This window comes from Streptomyces sp. NPDC058240 (assembly GCF_042882135.1).
Classification (GTDB): domain Bacteria; phylum Actinomycetota; class Actinomycetes; order Streptomycetales; family Streptomycetaceae; genus Streptomyces.
The window spans coordinates 477,928-495,716 of record NZ_JBHVWT010000003.1 but is presented as its reverse complement, the minus strand read 5'-3'; the positions used below and the strand labels follow the sequence as shown (position 1 = coordinate 495,716).

Below are 17,789 nucleotides of genomic sequence, written 5' to 3'. Positions count from 1 at the left end.
CCTCGCGAGGTAGCACGCCCAGGACCCCGGGGGGAACCCCCCCCCCCCCCCCGGTGTCCCCGGTCGTGCGTCGCGCCCCGGCCTCGCTCCTCGGCCTCGCTCCTCCGGACGCACGCGCGATGGCATCCTGGACCTCGGGGCGGAGAAAGGGAGGACTGCGCAATGGCGATCAGTACGGCACGGACGCCGGCCCGGCACATGCGTGCCGACGCGCGCCGGAATTACGACCGGCTGCTGAACGAGGCCCGGACCGCCTTCGCGGAGCACGGCACCGACGCGTCCCTGGAGGACATCGCGCGGCGCGCGGGCGTGGGGATCGGCACGCTGTACCGGCACTTCCCGAACCGGCACGCGCTGATGAACGCGGTCTTCCAGGAGGCCCTGACGTCCCTGATCACCCGTTCGCGTGAGCTCGCGGGGGCGGCGCAGCCGTGCGGGGGCCTGGTGGAGTGGCTGGGCGCGATCATCACCCACGCGGGTGAGTATCGCGGGCTCGCCCAGGCGCTCATGTCGACGTCACGGGACGAGACTTCGGCGCTGTCGCAGTGCAATGTGCCGCTGCGCGAGGCGGGGGCGGTACTGCTGGCGCGGGCGCAGGCGAGCGGGGCGGTGCGGCCGGATGTGTCGATCGACGACCTGATGCAGCTGACCAACGCCATCGCGCTGGCCGCCGAACAGTCGCCGGACGACCCGGAGTTGGCGGGCCGGTTGCTGATGCTGACCTTGCAGGGGCTGAAGGGGGCGCATGCGGAGGCGGGTTGAGGGGTGGGGGGTGGGGGGTCGGGGGCAGGCCTCGTGGTCTGCTGCGCGGGGCCTGTTCCCCTGCCCGCCCCTTCCCGTAACCGGGGCTCCGCCCCGGACCCCGCGCCTCAAACGCCGGCGGGGCTGGATATTCGCCCCCGGCGACCCGAGGAGACGGGCCCGGAAGGGCTGGGTTTCGACCCCCGCGACCCGAGGAGGCGAGCCCGGCAGGGCTGGGTTTCCGGCCCCGGCGATTGGAGGAGGCCGGCCCGGCAGAGCTGGATTTTCGACCCCACCGCGGCCGGGTTCTATCGGCGGCGCAGGTCCGCGACCCTCGCGCGGTCTCCCGGGCCCTGGCCCGACTCCGTCAGGGGCGCCGCGCTCCGCAGTTGCTGCGGGCCCTGGCCTCCGGGGCCGCCGTGTGCCGTACGACGCTGTCCGGGCAGTGGCATGTCGCGGCGGCCCTGCCGGCCGTGCGGAAGGGGTTCGGCCGCTGCGGGGCCGCTGCCCGAGCCGGCCACCGCGATCTGCACCCCCTGGTCCGCCAGGGCCTGCAGTTCGGTGGCGGCACGGTCGTCGTGGCCGGGCGGCTCGTCCGTCACCAGGCGGGTGATGAGATCCGTCGGCACCGTCTGGAACATGGTGTCGGAGCCGAGCTTGGTGTGGTCCGCCAGGACCACCACCTCCGCGGCTGCCTGCACCAGCGCCCGGTCCACGCTCGCGGAGAGCATGTTGGACGTGGAGAGGCCGCGCTCCGCGGTGAGCCCGCTCCCGGAGAGGAACGCGCGCGCGACCCGCAGCCCCTGGAGGGACTGCTCGGCACCGCTGCCCACCAGGGCGTAGTTGGAACCGCGCAGCGTGCCGCCGGTCATCACCACCTCCACCCGGTTGGCATGGGCCAGCGCCTGGGCGACCAGCAGTGAGTTGGTGACGACGGTCAGACCGGGAATCCGCGCGAGCCGACGGGCCAGCTCCTGCGTGGTCGTACCGGCGCCGACGACGATGGCCTCGCCCTCTTCCACGAGACCGGCGGCCAGGTCGGCGATGGCCGTCTTCTCCGCGGTGGCGAGATGGGATTTCTGCGGAATGCCGGACTCCCGCGTAAAACCGCCCGGCAGTACCGCACCGCCGTGCCGGCGGTCGAGGAGTCCTTCTGCCTCCAGTGCCCGCACGTCCCGCCGTACGGTCACTTCGGAGGTCTGGACGACGCGGGCGAGCTCACGGAGCGATACCGCCCCGTTGGCACGCACCATTTCGAGGATCAACTGACGACGTTCTGCAGCGAACACGAAACTGACAGTAACGTGACCGCCCGAGTGTTTTCAGCAGTTTGCACCGAATAACGGATGTTGTACACACAAGGGGCCGCCAAGTGGTATAGGCGGCCCCGTTGTTGTTCTGTACTGATCGGACGGCGGTCGTCGAACCGCCTGAGTTGCCGGGAGTTGCCGGGGATTGCCGGGGATTGCCGGGTTCCCGAAGGCGTTTACGCCTCGCCCGCGCGCTTACGCGTGTGCAACTGCCGGGCCACTTCCGCGATCGAACCCGACAGGGACGGATACACGGTGAAAGCGTTTGCGATCTGTTCCACCGTCAAATTGTTGTCGACCGCGATCGAAATGGGGTGAATGAGTTCACTCGCACGCGGCGCGACGACACAGCCGCCGACCACGATGCCGGTGCCGGGCCGGCAGAAGATCTTGACGAAACCGTCGCGGATTCCCTGCATCTTGGCGCGCGGGTTGCGCAGCAGCGGCAGCTTGACCACCCGGGCGTCGATCTTGCCGGCGTCGACGTCGGCCTGGGTGTAGCCGACGGTGGCGATCTCGGGGTCGGTGAAGACGTTCGAGGAGACCGTCTTCAGGTCCAGCGGGGCCACCGCGTCGCCGAGGAAGTGGTACATCGCGATCCGGCCCTGCATGGCGGCGACCGAGGCGAGGGCGAAGATCCCGGTGACGTCACCGGCCGCGTACACGCCGGGCGCGCTGGTGCGGGAGACCTTGTCGGTCCAGATGTGGCCGGACTCCTTGAGCCGGACCCCGGCCTCCTCCAGGCCCATGCCCGCGCTGTTCGGGATCGCGCCGACCGCCATGAGGCAGTGCGAACCGGAGATGACCCGGCCGTCGGCGAGGGTGACCTCGACCCGGTCGCCGACGCGCTTCGCGGCCTGGGCGCGGGAGCGGGCCATGACGTTCATGCCGCGGCGCCGGAAGACGTCCTCCAGCACGGCGGCCGCGTCCGGGTCCTCGCCCGGCAGCACCCGGTCACGGGACGAGACGAGGGTGACGCGCGAGCCGAGCGCCTGGTAGGCGCCCGCGAACTCGGCGCCGGTCACGCCGGAGCCGACCACGATGAGCTCCTCGGGCAGCTCGTCGAGGTCGTAGACCTGGGTCCAGTTCAGGATGCGTTCGCCGTCGGGGAGGGCGTCCGGGATCTCCCGGGGGTGCCCGCCGGTCGCGATCAGCACGGCGTCGGCGGTGAGCGTCTCCTCGGTGCCGTCGGCGGCGGTCACGACGACCTTGCGGGAGCCGTCGGCGGCCTGGAGGCCCGCCAGGCGGCCCCGGCCGCGCATCACGCGGGCGCCGGCGCGGGTGACGGAGGCGGTGATGTCGTGGGACTGGGCGAGCGCCAGGCGCTTCACCCGTCGGTTGACCTTGCCCAGGTCGACGCCGACCACGCGGGCGGCCTGCTCGATGTGCGGGGTGTCGTCCGCGACGATGATGCCCAGCTCCTCGTACGAGGAGTCGAAGGTGGTCATCACCTCAGCCGTCGCGATCAGGGTCTTCGAGGGCACGCAGTCGGTGAGCACGGACGCGCCGCCGAGGCCGTCGCAGTCGACGACGGTCACCTCCGCGCCGAGTTGGGCGCCCACCAGTGCCGCCTCGTAGCCGCCGGGTCCGCCGCCGATGATCACGATCCGGGTCACGAAAAGTCCGCCTCGCGTATGTCATCCCGCGGCCGTCTGCTGCCCCGGCCGGGGGTCCGGGGGAGCGCCCCGGGGGAATGCAGTACGTACTTCATTGTCCCGCACGCGCCAAGGTGCTTCGCCCCGGGGCCCTCCATACGTGCGCCGGGGCGTGCGCGCCGGGGCCCGGGGGCGCGATCGGAACCCCGTAAGTAGTCTTCCGCACCGGAGTCGACGTTCTCCCCGTCACCTCCCGTACCCTCGAACCCATGTCGCTCTACGCCGCGTACGCCGGCAACCTCGACGCGCGGCTGATGACGCGCCACGCACCGCATTCCCCGCTGCGCGGCACGGGCTGGCTCAACGGCTGGCGGCTGACCTTCGGCGGGGAGCAGATGGGCTGGGAGGGCGCGCTCGCCACGGTGGTGGAGGCGCCCCGTTCCCAGGTCTTCGTGGCGCTGTACGACCTGGCGCCGATGGACGAGGACTCCATGGACCGGTGGGAAGGTGTCGGCCTCGACATCTACCGCCGGATGCGGGTGCGGGTGCACACCCTGGACGGCGAGGAGCCGGCCTGGATGTATGTGCTGAACGGCTACGAGGGCGGGCTGCCGTCCGCCCGCTACCTGGGCGAGATCGCCGACGCCGCGGAGTCCTCGGGCGCCCCGCACGACTATGTGATGGAACTGCGCAAGCGCCCCTGCTGACCCGGCCGACCAGCGCTTTTGTGTGAAAGTACGAGGATGCGCGTGCAGACTCTGCACATAGGCATCTACGCGCGTAGGGAATCACCGGCTACCCTCATCCGCGTGAACGCATCAGTTATTCCGGACCACATCCAGGGCGACCCGTACGCCGCCGCCTCCGACGCCGCCGCCCGCCTGCGCGAGCTGACCGGTGCCGAGACCCACGACGTCGCGCTCGTGATGGGTTCCGGCTGGGCACCCGCGGGCGATGCGCTCGGTACTCCGGAGGCCGAGTTCCCGGTGACCGAACTGCCCGGTTTCCCGGCGCCCGCCGTACAGGGGCACGGCGGCACGATCCGCTCGTACAAGATCGGCGACAAGCGGGTCCTGGTCTTCCTCGGCCGCACGCACTTCTACGAGGGCCGGGGCGTCGCCGCCGTCGCGCACGGGGTCCGTACCGCCGTCGCGGCGGGATGCGGGACCGTTGTCCTGACGAACGGCTGCGGCGGTCTTCGCGAGGGCATGCGCCCCGGTCAGCCGGTGCTGATCAGCGACCACATCAACCTGACGGCGGCCTCCCCCATCGTCGGCGCCAACTTCGTCGATCTGACCGATCTGTACTCGCCGCGGCTGCGCGCGCTGTGCAAGGAGGTCGACGAGACCCTCGAAGAGGGCGTGTACGTGCAGTTCACCGGCCCGCACTACGAGACCCCGGCCGAGATCAACATGGTCCGCGTCATGGGCGGCGACCTGGTCGGCATGTCCACCGTGCTCGAAGCCATCGCCGCGCGCGAGGCAGGCGCCGAGGTGCTGGGCATCTCGCTGGTCACGAACCTCGCGGCGGGGCTGAGCGGGGAGCCGCTCAACCATGCGGAGGTGCTGCAGGCGGGGCGGGACTCGGCGACCCGGATGGGTTCGCTGCTGGCCCGGGTGCTCGATCGGATCTGAGCCGGGTCCGAACACCGGCGAGGCTGAATTCCCACACCGCAGAAAGGCGGTCACCGTGCAGCAGGACCTCATCGCGCAGGCCAGGACATGGCTCGCGGAGGACCCCGATCCCGAGACCCGCGACGAGCTCGCCGGGCTCATCGAATCCGGGTCCGCCGGGAGTGCCGACGAGCTCGCCGCACGGTTCGCCGGCACGCTGCAGTTCGGCACCGCCGGGCTCCGCGGTGAGCTGGGGGCCGGGCCGATGCGGATGAACCGCTCCGTCGTCATCCGGGCGGCGGCCGGTCTCGCCGCGTATCTGAAGGCGCAGGGGCAGGGCGGCGGGCTCGTCGTCGTCGGGTACGACGCCCGGTACAAGTCCGCCGACTTCGCCCGCGACACCGCGGCCGTGATGACCGGCGCGGGCCTGCGGGCGGCGGTGCTCCCCCGCCCGCTCCCCACCCCCGTGCTCGCGTACGCCATAAGGCACCTGGGCGCCGTCGCCGGCGTCGAGGTGACCGCCAGCCACAATCCGCCGCGCGACAACGGCTACAAGGTCTACCTCGGCGACGGCTCGCAGATCGTCCCCCCGGCGGACGGCGAGATCGCCGCCGCGATCGCCGCGGTCGGCCCGCTCGACGGCGTGGCCCGGCCCGACGACGGCTGGGACGTCCTCGGCGACGAGGTCCTGGCGGCCTACCTGGCCCGTACGGACACCGTGCTCGCCGCCGGATCGCCGCGTACCGCCCGGGTCGTGTACACCGCCATGCACGGTGTCGGTACGTCCGTGCTGACCGCCGCCTTCGACCGTGCCGGATTCCCCGCGCCGGTGCTCGTCGCCGAGCAGGCCGAGCCCGACCCGGCCTTCCCCACCGTCGCCTTCCCCAATCCGGAAGAGCCCGGCGCGATGGACCTCGCCTTCGCGACCGCGCGCCGCGCGGACCCCGACATCGTCATCGCCAACGACCCGGACGCCGACCGCTGCGCCGTCGCCGTCCCGGACCCCGGCGCCGACGGCGGCTGGCGGATGCTGCGCGGCGACGAGGTCGGCGCGCTGCTCGCCGCCCATCTGGTGGACCGCGGCGTGACCGGTGTCTTCGCCGAGTCGATCGTGTCGTCCTCGCTGCTCGGCCGGATCGCCGGGAAGGCCGGGCTCGGCCATGAGGAGACGCTGACCGGCTTCAAGTGGATCGCCCGCGTCGACGGCCTGCGGTACGGATACGAGGAGGCGCTCGGCTACTGCGTCGACCCCGACGGCGTACGCGACAAGGACGGCATCACGGCCGCCCTGCTCGTCGCCGAGCTCGCCTCCGGGCTCAAGGAGCAGGGACGTACGCTCCTCGATCTCCTCGACGACCTCGCGGTCGCCCACGGACTGCACGCCACGGACCAGCTGTCGGTCCGGGTGAAGGACCTGTCGGTGATCTCCGACGCCATGGCGCGGCTGCGCGAGCAGCCTCCGACCGTGCTGGCGGGCCTCGCCGTCACCTCGGCCGAGGACCTGGCGCGGGGCACGGCCCAGCTGCCGCCCACCGACGGACTCCGCTACCACCTGGAAGGCGCCCGGGTGATCGTCCGCCCGAGCGGCACCGAGCCGAAGCTCAAGTGCTATCTGGAGGTCGTGGTGCCGGTCGGTTCGGCGGACGAGCTGTCGGCGGCCCGCGCGAAGGGCGCGGAGCTGCTCGACGGGATCAAGCGCGATCTGGCGGCGGCGGCCGGTATCTGAGCGGGAGCGGGGCAGCCGGCGGCGGGGCCCCGGGGCGTCATCCGAAGCGGCCGTTCACGTAGCCGGCGGTCCGGGCGTCCTGCGGGGCGCCGAACATCGCGTCGGTCGGGCCGTGTTCGACGATCACACCGGGCGTGCCCTGTTCGGCGAGGAAGAACGCGCAGCGGTCGGAGACCCGCGCCGCCTGCTGCATGTTGTGCGTGACGATCACGATGGTGAAGTAGGAACCCGGGCATGAGTGAAGCCCGCACCGGCACGGTGCGGGCTTCATCGGATCAGGCTCTTGTACGCGCCCTCCCCGACCGTCCTCAGCCGGCCGCGAACAGCACCACCAGCAGCACCGCGCCCACCACCGCCGGTGCGATCACCTCGTACGCCCAGCGCACCGCGACGGACGGCTCCATGGAATCCGTGGCCGCCGGGGCGGCACCCGCGCCCGTCTTCGCCCGCTCCACCAACTCGCGCAGGTCGGCCATGCTCTGGTCGGCCGACGCCATCCGGGCCTTGGTGTCGCGGACATCGGCGTGCACGGACGTGCGGTCGTACGGGTCGTCCAGCGACCGCCGGGACTGCTGCCGGGCCGCCTTCTTCCGCTGCCGCAGCGAGACCGGCACCGCCCACAGCTGGTACTTGGCGCCGCCCTCGGTGAACAGCTCGCTCGAATACCCGGCCCGCAGATCGGCGACCTCGGTCCATGGCATGGTGATCGTCCGGAACGGGTTACGGATCCGGATGCGCCGCTCATTGGCGAGCACGACGGGCCGCAGCGTGAACGCGACGACCAGCGGCACCGCGGTCAGCATCCCCGCCACCGCCAGCCACCGCACCCGGCCGTCCCCCCGGATCACGGCGTCCCCGCCGATCCAGCAGATGAGCAGAAGCAGCAGGACACCCCCGACGATCCCGGCGGGCGAGCGGAAGGTCCGGTCGGCGTAGACCGGCTCGGCGGGTGGTGTGGGGCTCGTCATGGGCCCGATTCTGCCTGACGGGCGCAAGGGGCGCCGGGGCGGCCGCCCCGGTACCGCGCCGCACGATGCAGGGGCGACTGCCCCGGCACCGCGCCGCACGCGGAGAACCGGTCCCCCTGTACAGGTCGCTACGCGCGTAGATATGCTCCTCTGGTGACCATGCCCACCACAGCTCCTGCATTCTCCGACGCGACCGCGTCCGACAGTGCGCTGCGCCGCTTCCTGCACGGGCTGCCCGGCGTCGACGCCGTCGGCCTCGAAGCGCGCGCCGCGTCCCTCGGAACCCGTTCGATCAAGACGACGGCCAAGGCCTACGCCATCGATCTGGCCATCTCGATGATCGACCTGACGACGCTGGAAGGCGCGGACACCCCGGGCAAGGTCCGGGCCCTCGCCGCCAAGGCCGTCCATCCCGACCCGACCGACCGCACGACCCCGCACACCGCGGCGGTCTGCGTCTACCCCGACATGGCGGCGACCGCCGTCGCCGCGCTGGCCGGTTCCGGTGTGAAGGTGGCGTCGGTGGCGACGGCCTTCCCCGCCGGCCGCGCCGCGCTCGACGTGAAGCTCGCGGACGTCCGCGACGCCGTGGCCGCCGGGGCCGACGAGATCGACATGGTGATCGACCGGGGAGCTTTCCTCTCCGGCCGCTACCTGAAGGTGTACGAGGAGATCCTCGCCGTGAAGGCGGAGTGCGCGCGGGCCGACGGCACCGACGCCCGCCTGAAGGTGATCTTCGAGACGGGCGAGCTGTCCACGTACGACAACATCCGCCGCGCCTCCTGGCTCGGCATGCTGGCGGGCGCCGACTTCATCAAGACGTCGACCGGCAAGGTCGGGACGAACGCCACGCCCGCGAACACCCTGCTGATGCTGGAGGCCGTGCGCGACTTCCGCGCGCAGACCGGCGTGCAGATCGGTGTGAAGCCGGCCGGCGGCATCCGTACCTCCAAGGACGCGATCAAGTTCCTGGTGCTGGTGAACGAGACCGCGGGCGAGGACTGGCTGGACAACCACTGGTTCCGGTTCGGCGCATCCAGCCTGCTGAACGACCTGCTGATGCAGCGCCAGAAGCTCAGCACCGGCCGTTACTCCGGCCCCGATTACGTGACGGTGGACTGATCCCCATGGCATCTGCATTCGAGTACGCCCCCGCCCCCGAGTCGCGCTCGGTCGTCGACATCGCGCCCTCGTACGGGCTGTTCATCGACGGCGAGTTCACCGAGGCGGCCGACGGCAAGGTCTTCAAGACCGTCTCGCCGAGCAGCGAAGAGGTGCTCTCCGAGGTCGCGCAGGCCGGTGCGGCCGACATCGACCGGGCCGTGAAGGCGGCCCGCAAGGCCTTCGAGAAGTGGTCGGCGCTGCCCGGCTCCGAGCGCGCCAAGTACCTCTTCCGAATCGCCCGGATCATCCAGGAGCGCAGCCGCGAGCTCGCCGTTCTCGAAACCCTCGACAACGGCAAGCCGATCAGGGAGACCCGCGACGCGGACCTCCCCCTGGTCGCGGCGCACTTCTTCTACTACGCGGGCTGGGCCGACAAGCTCGACCACGCCGGCTACGGCGCGAACCCGCGCCCCCTCGGCGTCGCGGGCCAGGTCATCCCGTGGAACTTCCCGCTGCTCATGCTCGCGTGGAAGATCGCCCCGGCGCTCGCCACCGGCAACACGGTGGTCCTCAAGCCCGCCGAGACGACCCCGCTCTCCGCGCTGTTCTTCGCGGACATCTGCCGTCAGGCGGGCCTGCCCAAGGGTGTCGTGAACATCCTCACCGGGTACGGGGACGCGGGCGCCGCCCTCGTCGAGCACGAGGACGTCAACAAGGTCGCCTTCACCGGCTCGACCGCGGTCGGCAAGGCCATCGCCCGCCAGATCGCCGGTACGGACAAGCGGGTCACCCTCGAACTGGGCGGCAAGGGCGCCAACATCGTCTTCGACGACGCCCCGATCGACCAGGCCGTCGAGGGCATCGTCACCGGCATCTTCTTCAACCAGGGCCAGGTCTGCTGCGCGGGCTCGCGGCTCCTCGTCCAGGAGTCGATCGAGGACGAACTGCTGGACGCGCTGAAGCGCCGGCTGTCCACGCTCCGGCTCGGCGACCCGCTGGACAAGAACACCGACATCGGCGCGATCAACTCCGCGGAGCAGCTCGCCCGGATCACCGCACTCGCCGAGACGGGCGAGGCGGAGGGCGCCGAGCGCTGGTCCGCCCCCTGCGAACTCCCCTCCGCCGGTTACTGGTTCGCCCCGACGCTGTTCACCAACGTCACCCAGGCGCACACCATCGCCCGCGACGAGATCTTCGGCCCGGTGCTGTCGGTGCTGTCGTTCCGCACGCCCGACGAGGCGGTCGCCAAGGCCAACAACAGCCAGTACGGCCTCTCGGCCGGCATCTGGACGGAGAAGGGCTCCCGCATCCTCGCGGTGGCGAACAAGCTCCGGGCGGGCGTCGTCTGGGCCAACACGTTCAACAAGTTCGACCCGACCTCGCCCTTCGGCGGCTACAAGGAGTCGGGCTTCGGCCGCGAAGGCGGCCGTCACGGCCTGGAGGCGTACCTCGATGTCCGATAACCGTCTGAGCGTCTTCAAGACCTACAAGCTGTACGTCGGGGGCAAGTTCCCCCGCTCCGAGAGCGGCCGGGTGTACGAGGTGACGGACTCGAAGGGCAAGTGGCTGGCGAACGCCCCCCAGTCCTCCCGCAAGGACGCGCGCGACGCGGTCGTGGCCGCCCGCAAGGCGTTCGGCGGCTGGTCGGGGGCGACGGCGTACAACCGCGGCCAGATCCTCTACCGCATCGCGGAGATGCTGGAGGGCCGCAAGGACCAGTTCGTACGGGAAGTGGCGGACGCGGAGGGCCTGTCGAAGTCCAAGGCGGCGGCCGTCGTGGACGCGGCGATCGACCGCTGGGTCTGGTACGCCGGGTGGACCGACAAGATCGGCCAGGTCGTGGGCGGGGCGAACCCGGTCGCGGGCCCGTTCTTCAACCTGTCCACCCCCGAGCCGACCGGCGTGGTCACGGTCCTGGCACCCCAGGAGTCGTCGTTCCTGGGCCTGGTCTCGGTCGTCGCCCCGGTGATCGCGACCGGCAACACGGCCGTCGTCATCGCTTCGGCGGACTCCCCGCTGCCCGCGCTCTCGCTGGGTGAGGTACTGGCCACCTCCGACCTGCCGGGCGGAGTGGTGAACATCCTGTCCGGGAAGACGGCGGAGATCGCGGCGCCGCTCGCGTCCCACCAGGACGTGAACGCCATCGACCTCACGGGCGCCGGTGCCGACCTGGCGAAGGAGCTGGAGATCGCGGCGGCCGACAACCTGAAGCGGGTCCTGCGCCCACAGCCTGTGGACGGAACCGTGGACTGGACGGCCGATCCGGGCACCCACCGGCTGACGGCCTTCCTGGAGACGAAGACGGTCTGGCACCCGACGGGCGCACTGGGCGTCTCGGGCTCCTCCTACTGACCGGCCCCGCGCAACAGCGGCCCGTTCCTCCGGCGCTCCGGAGGAACGGGCCGCTCCCTGCTCAGCTGCCGTGCAGCGCCTGCGCCACCGGCCCGACCAGCGGCAGGTCCTTCGGCGCACCACCGCTGGTCAGCGGGTCGGTGACGGCGGCCGTGGACAGCGGCTTGAAGTCGGCGAGCTGCGTGCCCACCGCGTTGTCCAGCGGATCCGTGCCCGTGCCGGCCAGCGGGTCGAGCCGCAGATGCGTCACCGGGGCGATGCCGTTCCTGAGCGAGTGGCCGAGCGCCCCGGTCACCGCACCCCCGGCGGCCTCCCCGGCCTCGCCGAGGCTGCTGTCGGCGCCCACGACCGGCACGTGGGGCAGCGCCGCCGCCTGGGCCGCCGCACCCCCCGCACCGAGCGCGGCCCCCACCGTGGTGACGGTCAGACCTGCCCTCAGCAGAGCGCGGCGCCGGGACTTGGAAAGTGCATGACGTGCCATGGAATTCCCACCCGATCGAGTAATCATCCGAGTGCGCAGAGTAGTTGAGGTGTGATGCTCGATACCAACACGGGCACCGGGGGATCCCCTGCGCGGGCCAATGCCTCACACTCGTGTTCTGTGAATTCCCAACCGATCCCGACCCGCGTCGTGCTGCTCGCGGGCCCTTCCGGCTCCGGCAAGTCCTCCCTCGCCGCACGCACCGACCTGCCGGTGCTGCGCCTGGACGACTTCTACAAGGAGGGCGACGACCCCACTTTGCCGCTCGTCCCCGACAGCACGGACATCGACTGGGACTCCGCGCAGTCCTGGGACGCCGACGCCGCGGTCGCCGCGATCACGGAGCTGTGCCGCACGGGCCGCACACACGTCCCGGTCTACGACATCACCACGAGCTCCCGGGTCGACCGGGAGGCCCTCCACATCGAGCGCACGCCGCTGTTCGTGGCCGAGGGGATCTTCGCCGCGGACATAGTCGAGCGGTGCCAGGAGCTGGGCATACTGGCGGACGCGCTGTGCCTGCGCGGCCGTCCGGCGACGACGTTCCGCCGCCGCCTGCTGCGGGATCTGCGCGAGGGGCGCAAGTCGGTGCCGTTCCTGCTGCGGCGCGGGTGGCGGCTGATGCGGGCGGAGCGGCGGATCGTGGCGCGGCAGACGGCGCTGGGCGCGCATCCGTGCGGCAAGGAAGAGGCACTGGGCCGGCTGGCCGCCGCGGCGGCCGGCCGGTGCCGCCGGGCACCCGCGGCGCGGGGGACGGTCTAGCAGTCCTCCCGCGACCAGGGCTCCACACGCGCACACGCACACATACGTACGCAGACACGCGAACGGGGCCGGACAGGACCCCCCGGCCCCTCCGACCCCGCAGCACTTCCCCGTACTCCGCCGCCTCCCCCGAAGCAGCGGCCCCGTTCTCCCCCGTGTCCCCCCTCGCCTCAGGCCACCAGCTCGCCGAAGGACTCCTCCTCGTCACGGCCGAAGCTGAGGACCTCGTCCTCGCGCAGCCGGCGGAGCGACCGCCAGATGCTGGACTTCACCGTGCCGACACTGATGTCGAGGATGGCCGCGATCTCCGGATCGGTGCGGCCCTCGTAGTAACGAAGGACCAGCATCGTGCGCTGGAGTTCCGGCAGCCGCGCCAGCGCCTGCCAGAGCACGGCGCGCAGTTCCGTGCCGCGCATCGCGTCCGTGTCGCCCGCCGTCTCCGGCAGCTCCTCGGTCGGGTACTCGTTGAGCTTGCGCCTGCGCCAGGCGCTGATGTGCAGGTTCGTCATGGTGCGGCGCAGATAGCCGCCGACCGCCGCCTTGTCGCTGATCCGGTCCCACGCCCGGTACGTCGAGAAGAGGGCGCTCTGCAGCAGGTCCTCGGCCTCGAACCGGTCGCCGGTCAGGTGGTAGGCGGTTGCGTACAGGGAGGCGCGGCGCTCCCGGACGTAGGCCGTGAACGCCGCTTCGGCGTCCTCGCCCTGCGCCGGGGCCTTCCGCTCCCCCGTGACCTCCCCGTACGCGCTGCCCCCGCTGTTCCCCCCGTTGCCCCCCACAGGCGCGTCAACCACCGTCATGTACGACGGGTGCTGACGCCCGGCGCCACGAACGCACCCCCGTCCACTCCCGGCGCCGGACTTCTCGATACTCCGGCCGACGTCATGGAGACGCGTGACAACTGCGCTTGCGGTGATGCTGTGAGTTGCGTTCATCTCGCGCCCCCCATCGGTGGAGTCCGTCCGTTCCTTGTGCCAATGAGCTTGCCGGGGCAGTTTCATGGCGCTGTCCGCCGACTGTCACAGGCCTGTCACAGGGCCTGCCGTCCGTACGCGGAGGGTGCGCCGGATGTATGAGTCGGCCCCAACTGTCGAACTGGGGCTCCACCATGGGTCAGAATGACCAGCGTGCCTTTCCTGTTGCTGATCGAGGACGACGACGCCATCCGCACGGCCCTCGAACTCTCGCTGTCGCGCCAGGGCCACCGTGTGGCCACTGCCGCGACGGGAGAGGACGGCCTGAAACTGCTGCGTGAGCAGCGGCCGGACCTGATCGTGCTGGATGTGATGCTGCCCGGGATCGACGGCTTCGAGGTGTGTCGGCGTATCCGGCGCACCGACCAGCTGCCGATCATTCTGCTGACCGCGCGCAGCGACGACATCGACGTCGTGGTCGGGCTGGAGTCCGGTGCCGACGACTATGTGGTGAAACCCGTGCAGGGCCGGGTGCTCGACGCCCGTATCCGCGCGGTGCTGCGTCGCGGCGAGCGCGAATCCACCGACTCCGCGTCCTTCGGGAGCGTGGTGATCGACCGTTCCGCCATGACCGTGACCAAGAACGGGGAGGATCTGCAGCTCACGCCGACCGAGCTGCGCCTCCTGCTGGAGCTGAGCCGCCGACCGGGTCAGGCCCTGTCCCGGCAGCAGTTGCTGCGGCTGGTCTGGGAGCACGACTACCTCGGTGACTCCCGGCTGGTCGACGCGTGTGTGCAGCGGCTGCGGGCCAAGGTGGAGGACGTGCCGTCCTCGCCGACGCTGATCCGTACCGTCCGGGGTGTGGGCTACCGACTGGACTCGCCTCAGTGAGCGATGCCGTCAAACGGAGCCTGCTCACCGGGCTTCGCTGGACCAGTCTGCGGCTGCGTCTCGTCGTGGTGTTCGCGCTGGTGGCGCTGACCGCCGCGGTGTCCGCGTCGGGGATCGCGTACTGGCTGAACCGCGAGGCCGTGCTGACCCGTACCCAGGACTCCGCGCTCGGGGACTTCCGCCAGGAGATGCAGGGCCGGGCCGCCTCGCTGCCGCTCCATCCCACCAGGGACGACCTGCAGAACGCCGCGGTGCAGATGGCGAGCAGCTCGCCCGGCTACAGCGTGCTGCTGGTCGACGAGCGCGACACCGGCAAGCCGATCGTCGGCAACTCCGACCTGGACACCTTCACGCTCGACAACGTGCCGCTGTCGCTGCAGAAGGCGGTCAACAAGAAGCAGCCGCTGGAGGCGGGCAACAAGTACGAGTACCACCTGTTCTGGCAGCGGACCAGTATCCGCGGCACGCCGTACCTGGTGGGCGGTACGAAGATCATCGGCGGTGGCCCGACCGGCTACATGCTGAAGTCGCTCGACCAGGAACGGCAGGACCTCAACTCCCTCGCCTGGTCCCTGGGGATCGCCACCGGGCTCGCGCTGATCGGCTCGGCCCTGCTCGCGCAGGCCGCGGCGACGACCGTGCTGCGGCCCGTTCAGCGGCTCGGCGACGCGGCCCGCAAGCTCGGCGAGGGCAAGCTCGACACCCGGCTCGTGGTGTCCGGCACGGATGAACTGGCCGATCTCTCCCGTACGTTCAACAGGACCGCGAGTTCGCTGGAGAAGCGGGTCGCGGACATGAGCGCGCGGGACGAGTCGAGCCGGCGGTTCGTCGCCGACATGTCGCACGAGCTGCGTACCCCGCTCACCGCGCTGACCGCCGTCACCGAGGTGCTGGAGGACGAGGCGGACAGCCTCGACCCGATGATCGCGCCCGCGGTGCGCCTGGTGGTGAGCGAGACCCGGCGCCTCAACGACCTGGTGGAGAACCTGATGGAGGTCACCCGCTTCGACGCGGGTACGGCCCGGCTCGTCCTCGACACCGTCGATGTCGCCGACCAGGTCACCGCCTGCATCGATGCCCGTGCCTGGCTGGACGCGGTGGATCTGGACGCCGAGCGCGGCATGATGGTCCGCCTCGACCCGCGCCGGCTCGATGTGATCCTGGCGAATCTGATCGGCAACGCGCTCAAGCACGGCGGTTCGCCGGTACGGGTCGCGGTGCGGACCGAGGGCGACCAGCTCGTCATCGAGGTGCGCGACCACGGTCCGGGTATCCCCGAGGACGTGCTGCCGCATGTCTTCGACCGGTTCTACAAGGCCAGCGCCTCTCGCCCGCGTTCCGAGGGCAGCGGTCTCGGCCTGTCGATCGCCGTGGAGAACGCGCACATCCACGGCGGTGACATCTCGGCCGCGAACTCGCCGGACGGCGACGGCGCGGTGTTCGTACTGCGGCTGCCGCGCGATGCCGAGCAGCTCACCGGTTCCGCCGACGGGCACGACAACGGGGGCCGGGACGAGGAGGGGGAGGCGACGTGATGGGCAGCGACAACCGCCGGGCGCGCCGTTCGGCCCTGGCACTGGCCGGGGCCGTGGCCGTGGCCGTACTGGCCGCGGGCTGCGGGATCAGGTCCACCTCGGTGCCGGTGGACGCCGGGGCCGCGCCGTCGCAGGTGCCGTGCACGATGTCCGCGGAGGACATCACGACGCAGGCCCTCAAGGGCATACCCGTACAGATCTATCTGGTCTGCTCCTCGCAGCTGGTCACGGTGGACCGTACGGTGCGGGTCGACAACAGCGGCTCGGACCGGGTCCCGGTGGCGCAGGCGCTCCTGGACGAACTGCGGCAGAAGCCGCCCGCCGAGGAACGGCGGGCCGGGTACTCCACGGCCGTCCCGGAGAACCTGCGGGTCGGCGCGGCCCGCACCGGTGACCGGCAGGGCACGCTGCGGCTCAGCGAGCAGCCGGAGGACCTGCGGTCCGAGGCGCTGGCGCAGATCGTGTGCACGTACGCGGAGAGCGACACGCTCGCCCCGGACGGCACGGTGGTGCTGGGCGGGCCGGGGAACTACGCGCCGCGCGGCTATCTGTGCACCTCGGAGATGAAGGCGCGGCCCAAGGTGGTCCCGACGCCGGGGGCGGGCAAGGGGGCCTGAGAGCCTGTCGGGTGGCCTCTGATCGGGCGGCCACGCCATGGCGCGCACGGGGGCGTCCGGCGGCCGGTTCTCCGGCCTCGGGCGGCTCGGGGCGGCCGGTCCCGGATCCGTGCCCCCGCGCCGGACGGGCCGGATTCCGGGTCGGCGGAACCGATCCTGCCGTTCGTCGCGTCTTGGGGGACGTGCGTCAAGGTTCGGACGGTCAAGCCGTCATCCGCTTCCGCGCGGCCGGGGTCTCTCTCCTCCTCGCGCATCTGCTGCTTGTCGGGTGGCTGACCCTGCGCCCCCTCGACGTGCCCTGGACGACCGCCTCGAATCTTCATCCGCTCGCCGGTATCCGAGCCGATCTGTCCCTCGGCCCGGTCGAGGCCGCCCGCCGGATCGGTGAGGGCCTGCTGCTGCTCGCCCCGCTGGGTGTACTGCTGCCGATGGCCGGGGGCCGGCTCACCGTCTCCCCATGGGCCTCGCTGGCCCGTACCCTCGCGGCGGGGGCGCTGATCTCCACGACCATCGAACTGGCCCAGACCGGGGTGCCCGGACAGGTCGTCGACGTCGACTCGCTGCTGCTGAACACGACCGGCGTGGCGCTCGCCCACCTGCTCGTCGTACCCATGTGCCGGGCACGGCTGCGCCGCAGGAAGCAGGAGCGGGTCAGGGTGGCCCCCCGCCTCAGGGACGAGCCGGGCCAGGGTGCGACCCCGACGATTCCCAGGGTCGGGATCGCCCCGTAGAGCGACGCTTTGCCCCCCTTCGCCGGGCCACCATGGAGCCATCGGGAGCACGACGGAGCTGCTCCCTCAGCAACGGTTCGCGAAGGAGCCCACCATGGCCGCACTTGCCCGCCCCCGTGACGGACGCATGATCGGCGGAGTGTGCGCAGCGCTGGCACGGCGCTTCGGCACCTCCGCGGGAACCATGCGCGTCATCTTCCTGGTCTCCTGCCTGCTGCCGGGGCCGCAGTTCCTGCTCTACCTGGCGCTGTGGGTGCTGTTCCCGTCCGAGAAGACGTCGTCGGCCACCGCCTGGTGACCCTCGTACAGACACGCCTGTGGGGGGGGGGGACAGGGGGGGTGTTTGTCCCCCAAGGGGGTGCGGGGGTTGGGAGGAGGGGGGGGGGGAGGTGGTGGGAAGGGGGCTGGTCTTTCTTTCGCCCCCATGGGGGGCACCAAAGAGGGACTTTACC

At 71.5% G+C, this 17,789-nt stretch carries 18 protein-coding genes and 1 pseudogene; 13 read left to right on the top strand and 6 right to left on the bottom strand.

The window, feature by feature from the left end; genetic code table 11:
• The first annotated feature begins 162 nt into the window (after positions 1-162).
• On the top strand, positions 163-762 hold the full coding sequence (locus ACFVX4_RS10065; RefSeq protein ID WP_266415116.1) for a TetR/AcrR family transcriptional regulator: 600 nt from the start codon (positions 163-165) through the stop codon (positions 760-762).
• 287 nt (positions 763-1,049) lie between these two features.
• On the opposite strand, the gene ACFVX4_RS10060 is transcribed toward ACFVX4_RS10065, so the two are convergent.
• Together ACFVX4_RS10060 and ACFVX4_RS10055 are read right to left on the bottom strand one after the other, a co-directional pair.
• On the bottom strand, positions 1,050-2,030 hold the full coding sequence (locus tag ACFVX4_RS10060) for a DeoR/GlpR family DNA-binding transcription regulator (protein ID WP_389973950.1): 981 nt from the start codon (positions 2,028-2,030) through the stop codon (positions 1,050-1,052).
• Between the two features lie 197 nt (positions 2,031-2,227).
• Positions 2,228-3,667, bottom strand: a complete 1,440-nt coding sequence (locus tag ACFVX4_RS10055) for an NAD(P)H-quinone dehydrogenase (RefSeq protein WP_389973947.1) — start codon at positions 3,665-3,667, stop codon at positions 2,228-2,230.
• A 248-nt stretch (positions 3,668-3,915) separates the two neighbouring features.
• Between ACFVX4_RS10055 and ACFVX4_RS10050 the strand changes: the two genes are divergently transcribed.
• The 3 genes from ACFVX4_RS10050 (at position 3,916) to ACFVX4_RS10040 (ending at position 6,985) form a co-directional block, all read left to right on the top strand.
• On the top strand, positions 3,916-4,353 hold the full coding sequence (locus ACFVX4_RS10050; protein ID WP_389973945.1) for a gamma-glutamylcyclotransferase: 438 nt from the start codon (positions 3,916-3,918) through the stop codon (positions 4,351-4,353).
• Between the two features lie 102 nt (positions 4,354-4,455).
• Positions 4,456-5,280: a purine-nucleoside phosphorylase gene (locus ACFVX4_RS10045; protein WP_389973942.1), complete on the top strand. Its 825-nt coding sequence runs from the start codon at positions 4,456-4,458 to the stop codon at positions 5,278-5,280.
• Between the two features lie 55 nt (positions 5,281-5,335).
• Positions 5,336-6,985 (top strand): phospho-sugar mutase, encoded by a 1,650-nt coding sequence (locus ACFVX4_RS10040; RefSeq protein WP_389973939.1) that lies wholly within the window; start codon positions 5,336-5,338, stop codon positions 6,983-6,985.
• A 37-nt stretch (positions 6,986-7,022) separates the two neighbouring features.
• Here the strand turns inward: ACFVX4_RS10040 and ACFVX4_RS10035 are convergent.
• Both ACFVX4_RS10035 and ACFVX4_RS10030 read right to left on the bottom strand, forming a co-directional pair.
• Positions 7,023-7,205 (bottom strand): annotated as a pseudogene (locus ACFVX4_RS10035) (phosphate ABC transporter ATP-binding protein); the annotation flags it as partial.
• 88 nt (positions 7,206-7,293) lie between these two features.
• Positions 7,294-7,953: a PH domain-containing protein gene (locus ACFVX4_RS10030; RefSeq protein ID WP_389973936.1), complete on the bottom strand. Its 660-nt coding sequence runs from the start codon at positions 7,951-7,953 to the stop codon at positions 7,294-7,296.
• Between the two features lie 159 nt (positions 7,954-8,112).
• On the opposite strand from ACFVX4_RS10030, the gene deoC reads away from it, so the two are divergent.
• From deoC to ACFVX4_RS10015, 3 genes are read left to right on the top strand one after another with little or no spacing between them, the layout of a single operon-like run.
• Entirely contained in the window at positions 8,113-9,075 is a 963-nt protein-coding gene (gene deoC / locus ACFVX4_RS10025) for a deoxyribose-phosphate aldolase (protein ID WP_359114539.1), read from the top strand.
• Positions 9,076-9,080: 5 nt separating this feature from the next.
• Positions 9,081-10,520: an aldehyde dehydrogenase family protein gene (locus ACFVX4_RS10020; RefSeq protein WP_389973933.1), complete on the top strand. Its 1,440-nt coding sequence runs from the start codon at positions 9,081-9,083 to the stop codon at positions 10,518-10,520.
• On the top strand, positions 10,510-11,409 hold the full coding sequence (locus ACFVX4_RS10015) for an aldehyde dehydrogenase family protein (protein ID WP_389973931.1): 900 nt from the start codon (positions 10,510-10,512) through the stop codon (positions 11,407-11,409). The genes ACFVX4_RS10020 and ACFVX4_RS10015 overlap by 11 nt, the downstream gene beginning before the upstream one ends.
• Positions 11,410-11,470: 61 nt before the next feature.
• Here the strand turns inward: ACFVX4_RS10015 and ACFVX4_RS10010 are convergent, their stop codons facing one another.
• Entirely contained in the window at positions 11,471-11,890 is a 420-nt protein-coding gene (locus ACFVX4_RS10010) for a hypothetical protein (protein ID WP_389973928.1), read from the bottom strand.
• 54 nt (positions 11,891-11,944) lie between these two features.
• On the opposite strand from ACFVX4_RS10010, the gene ACFVX4_RS10005 reads away from it, so the two are divergent.
• Positions 11,945-12,652, top strand: coding sequence for a uridine kinase (locus ACFVX4_RS10005; protein WP_389973925.1), 708 nt, complete (start codon positions 11,945-11,947; stop codon positions 12,650-12,652).
• Positions 12,653-12,822: 170 nt separating this feature from the next.
• On the opposite strand, the gene ACFVX4_RS10000 is transcribed toward ACFVX4_RS10005, so the two are convergent.
• The gene (locus ACFVX4_RS10000; protein WP_389973922.1) at positions 12,823-13,584 is read right to left on the bottom strand and encodes a SigE family RNA polymerase sigma factor; all 762 of its coding nucleotides are present in this window, start codon (positions 13,582-13,584) and stop codon (positions 12,823-12,825) included.
• Between the two features lie 192 nt (positions 13,585-13,776).
• Between ACFVX4_RS10000 and afsQ1 the strand changes: the two genes are divergently transcribed.
• The 5 genes from afsQ1 (at position 13,777) to ACFVX4_RS09975 (ending at position 17,635) form a co-directional block, all read left to right on the top strand.
• The gene (gene afsQ1, locus ACFVX4_RS09995) at positions 13,777-14,454 is read left to right on the top strand and encodes a two-component system response regulator AfsQ1 (RefSeq protein ID WP_206433404.1); all 678 of its coding nucleotides are present in this window, start codon (positions 13,777-13,779) and stop codon (positions 14,452-14,454) included.
• Positions 14,451-15,989 carry an ATP-binding protein gene (locus tag ACFVX4_RS09990; protein WP_389973918.1) on the top strand — a complete coding sequence of 513 codons (1,539 nt, stop codon included), beginning with the start codon at positions 14,451-14,453 and terminating at the stop codon, positions 15,987-15,989. Before afsQ1 ends, ACFVX4_RS09990 begins: the two co-directional genes overlap by 4 nt.
• A complete protein-coding gene (locus ACFVX4_RS09985) occupies positions 15,989-16,606 on the top strand; it encodes a GerMN domain-containing protein (protein ID WP_389973915.1) in 618 nt (205 codons plus the stop codon). The genes ACFVX4_RS09990 and ACFVX4_RS09985 overlap by 1 nt, the downstream gene beginning before the upstream one ends.
• 182 nt (positions 16,607-16,788) lie before the next feature.
• Positions 16,789-17,337 (top strand): VanZ family protein, encoded by a 549-nt coding sequence (locus ACFVX4_RS09980; protein WP_389973912.1) that lies wholly within the window; start codon positions 16,789-16,791, stop codon positions 17,335-17,337.
• Positions 17,338-17,431: 94 nt separating this feature from the next.
• Positions 17,432-17,635: a PspC domain-containing protein gene (locus ACFVX4_RS09975; protein WP_266415167.1), complete on the top strand. Its 204-nt coding sequence runs from the start codon at positions 17,432-17,434 to the stop codon at positions 17,633-17,635.
• The last annotated feature ends 154 nt before the right edge of the window (positions 17,636-17,789 follow it).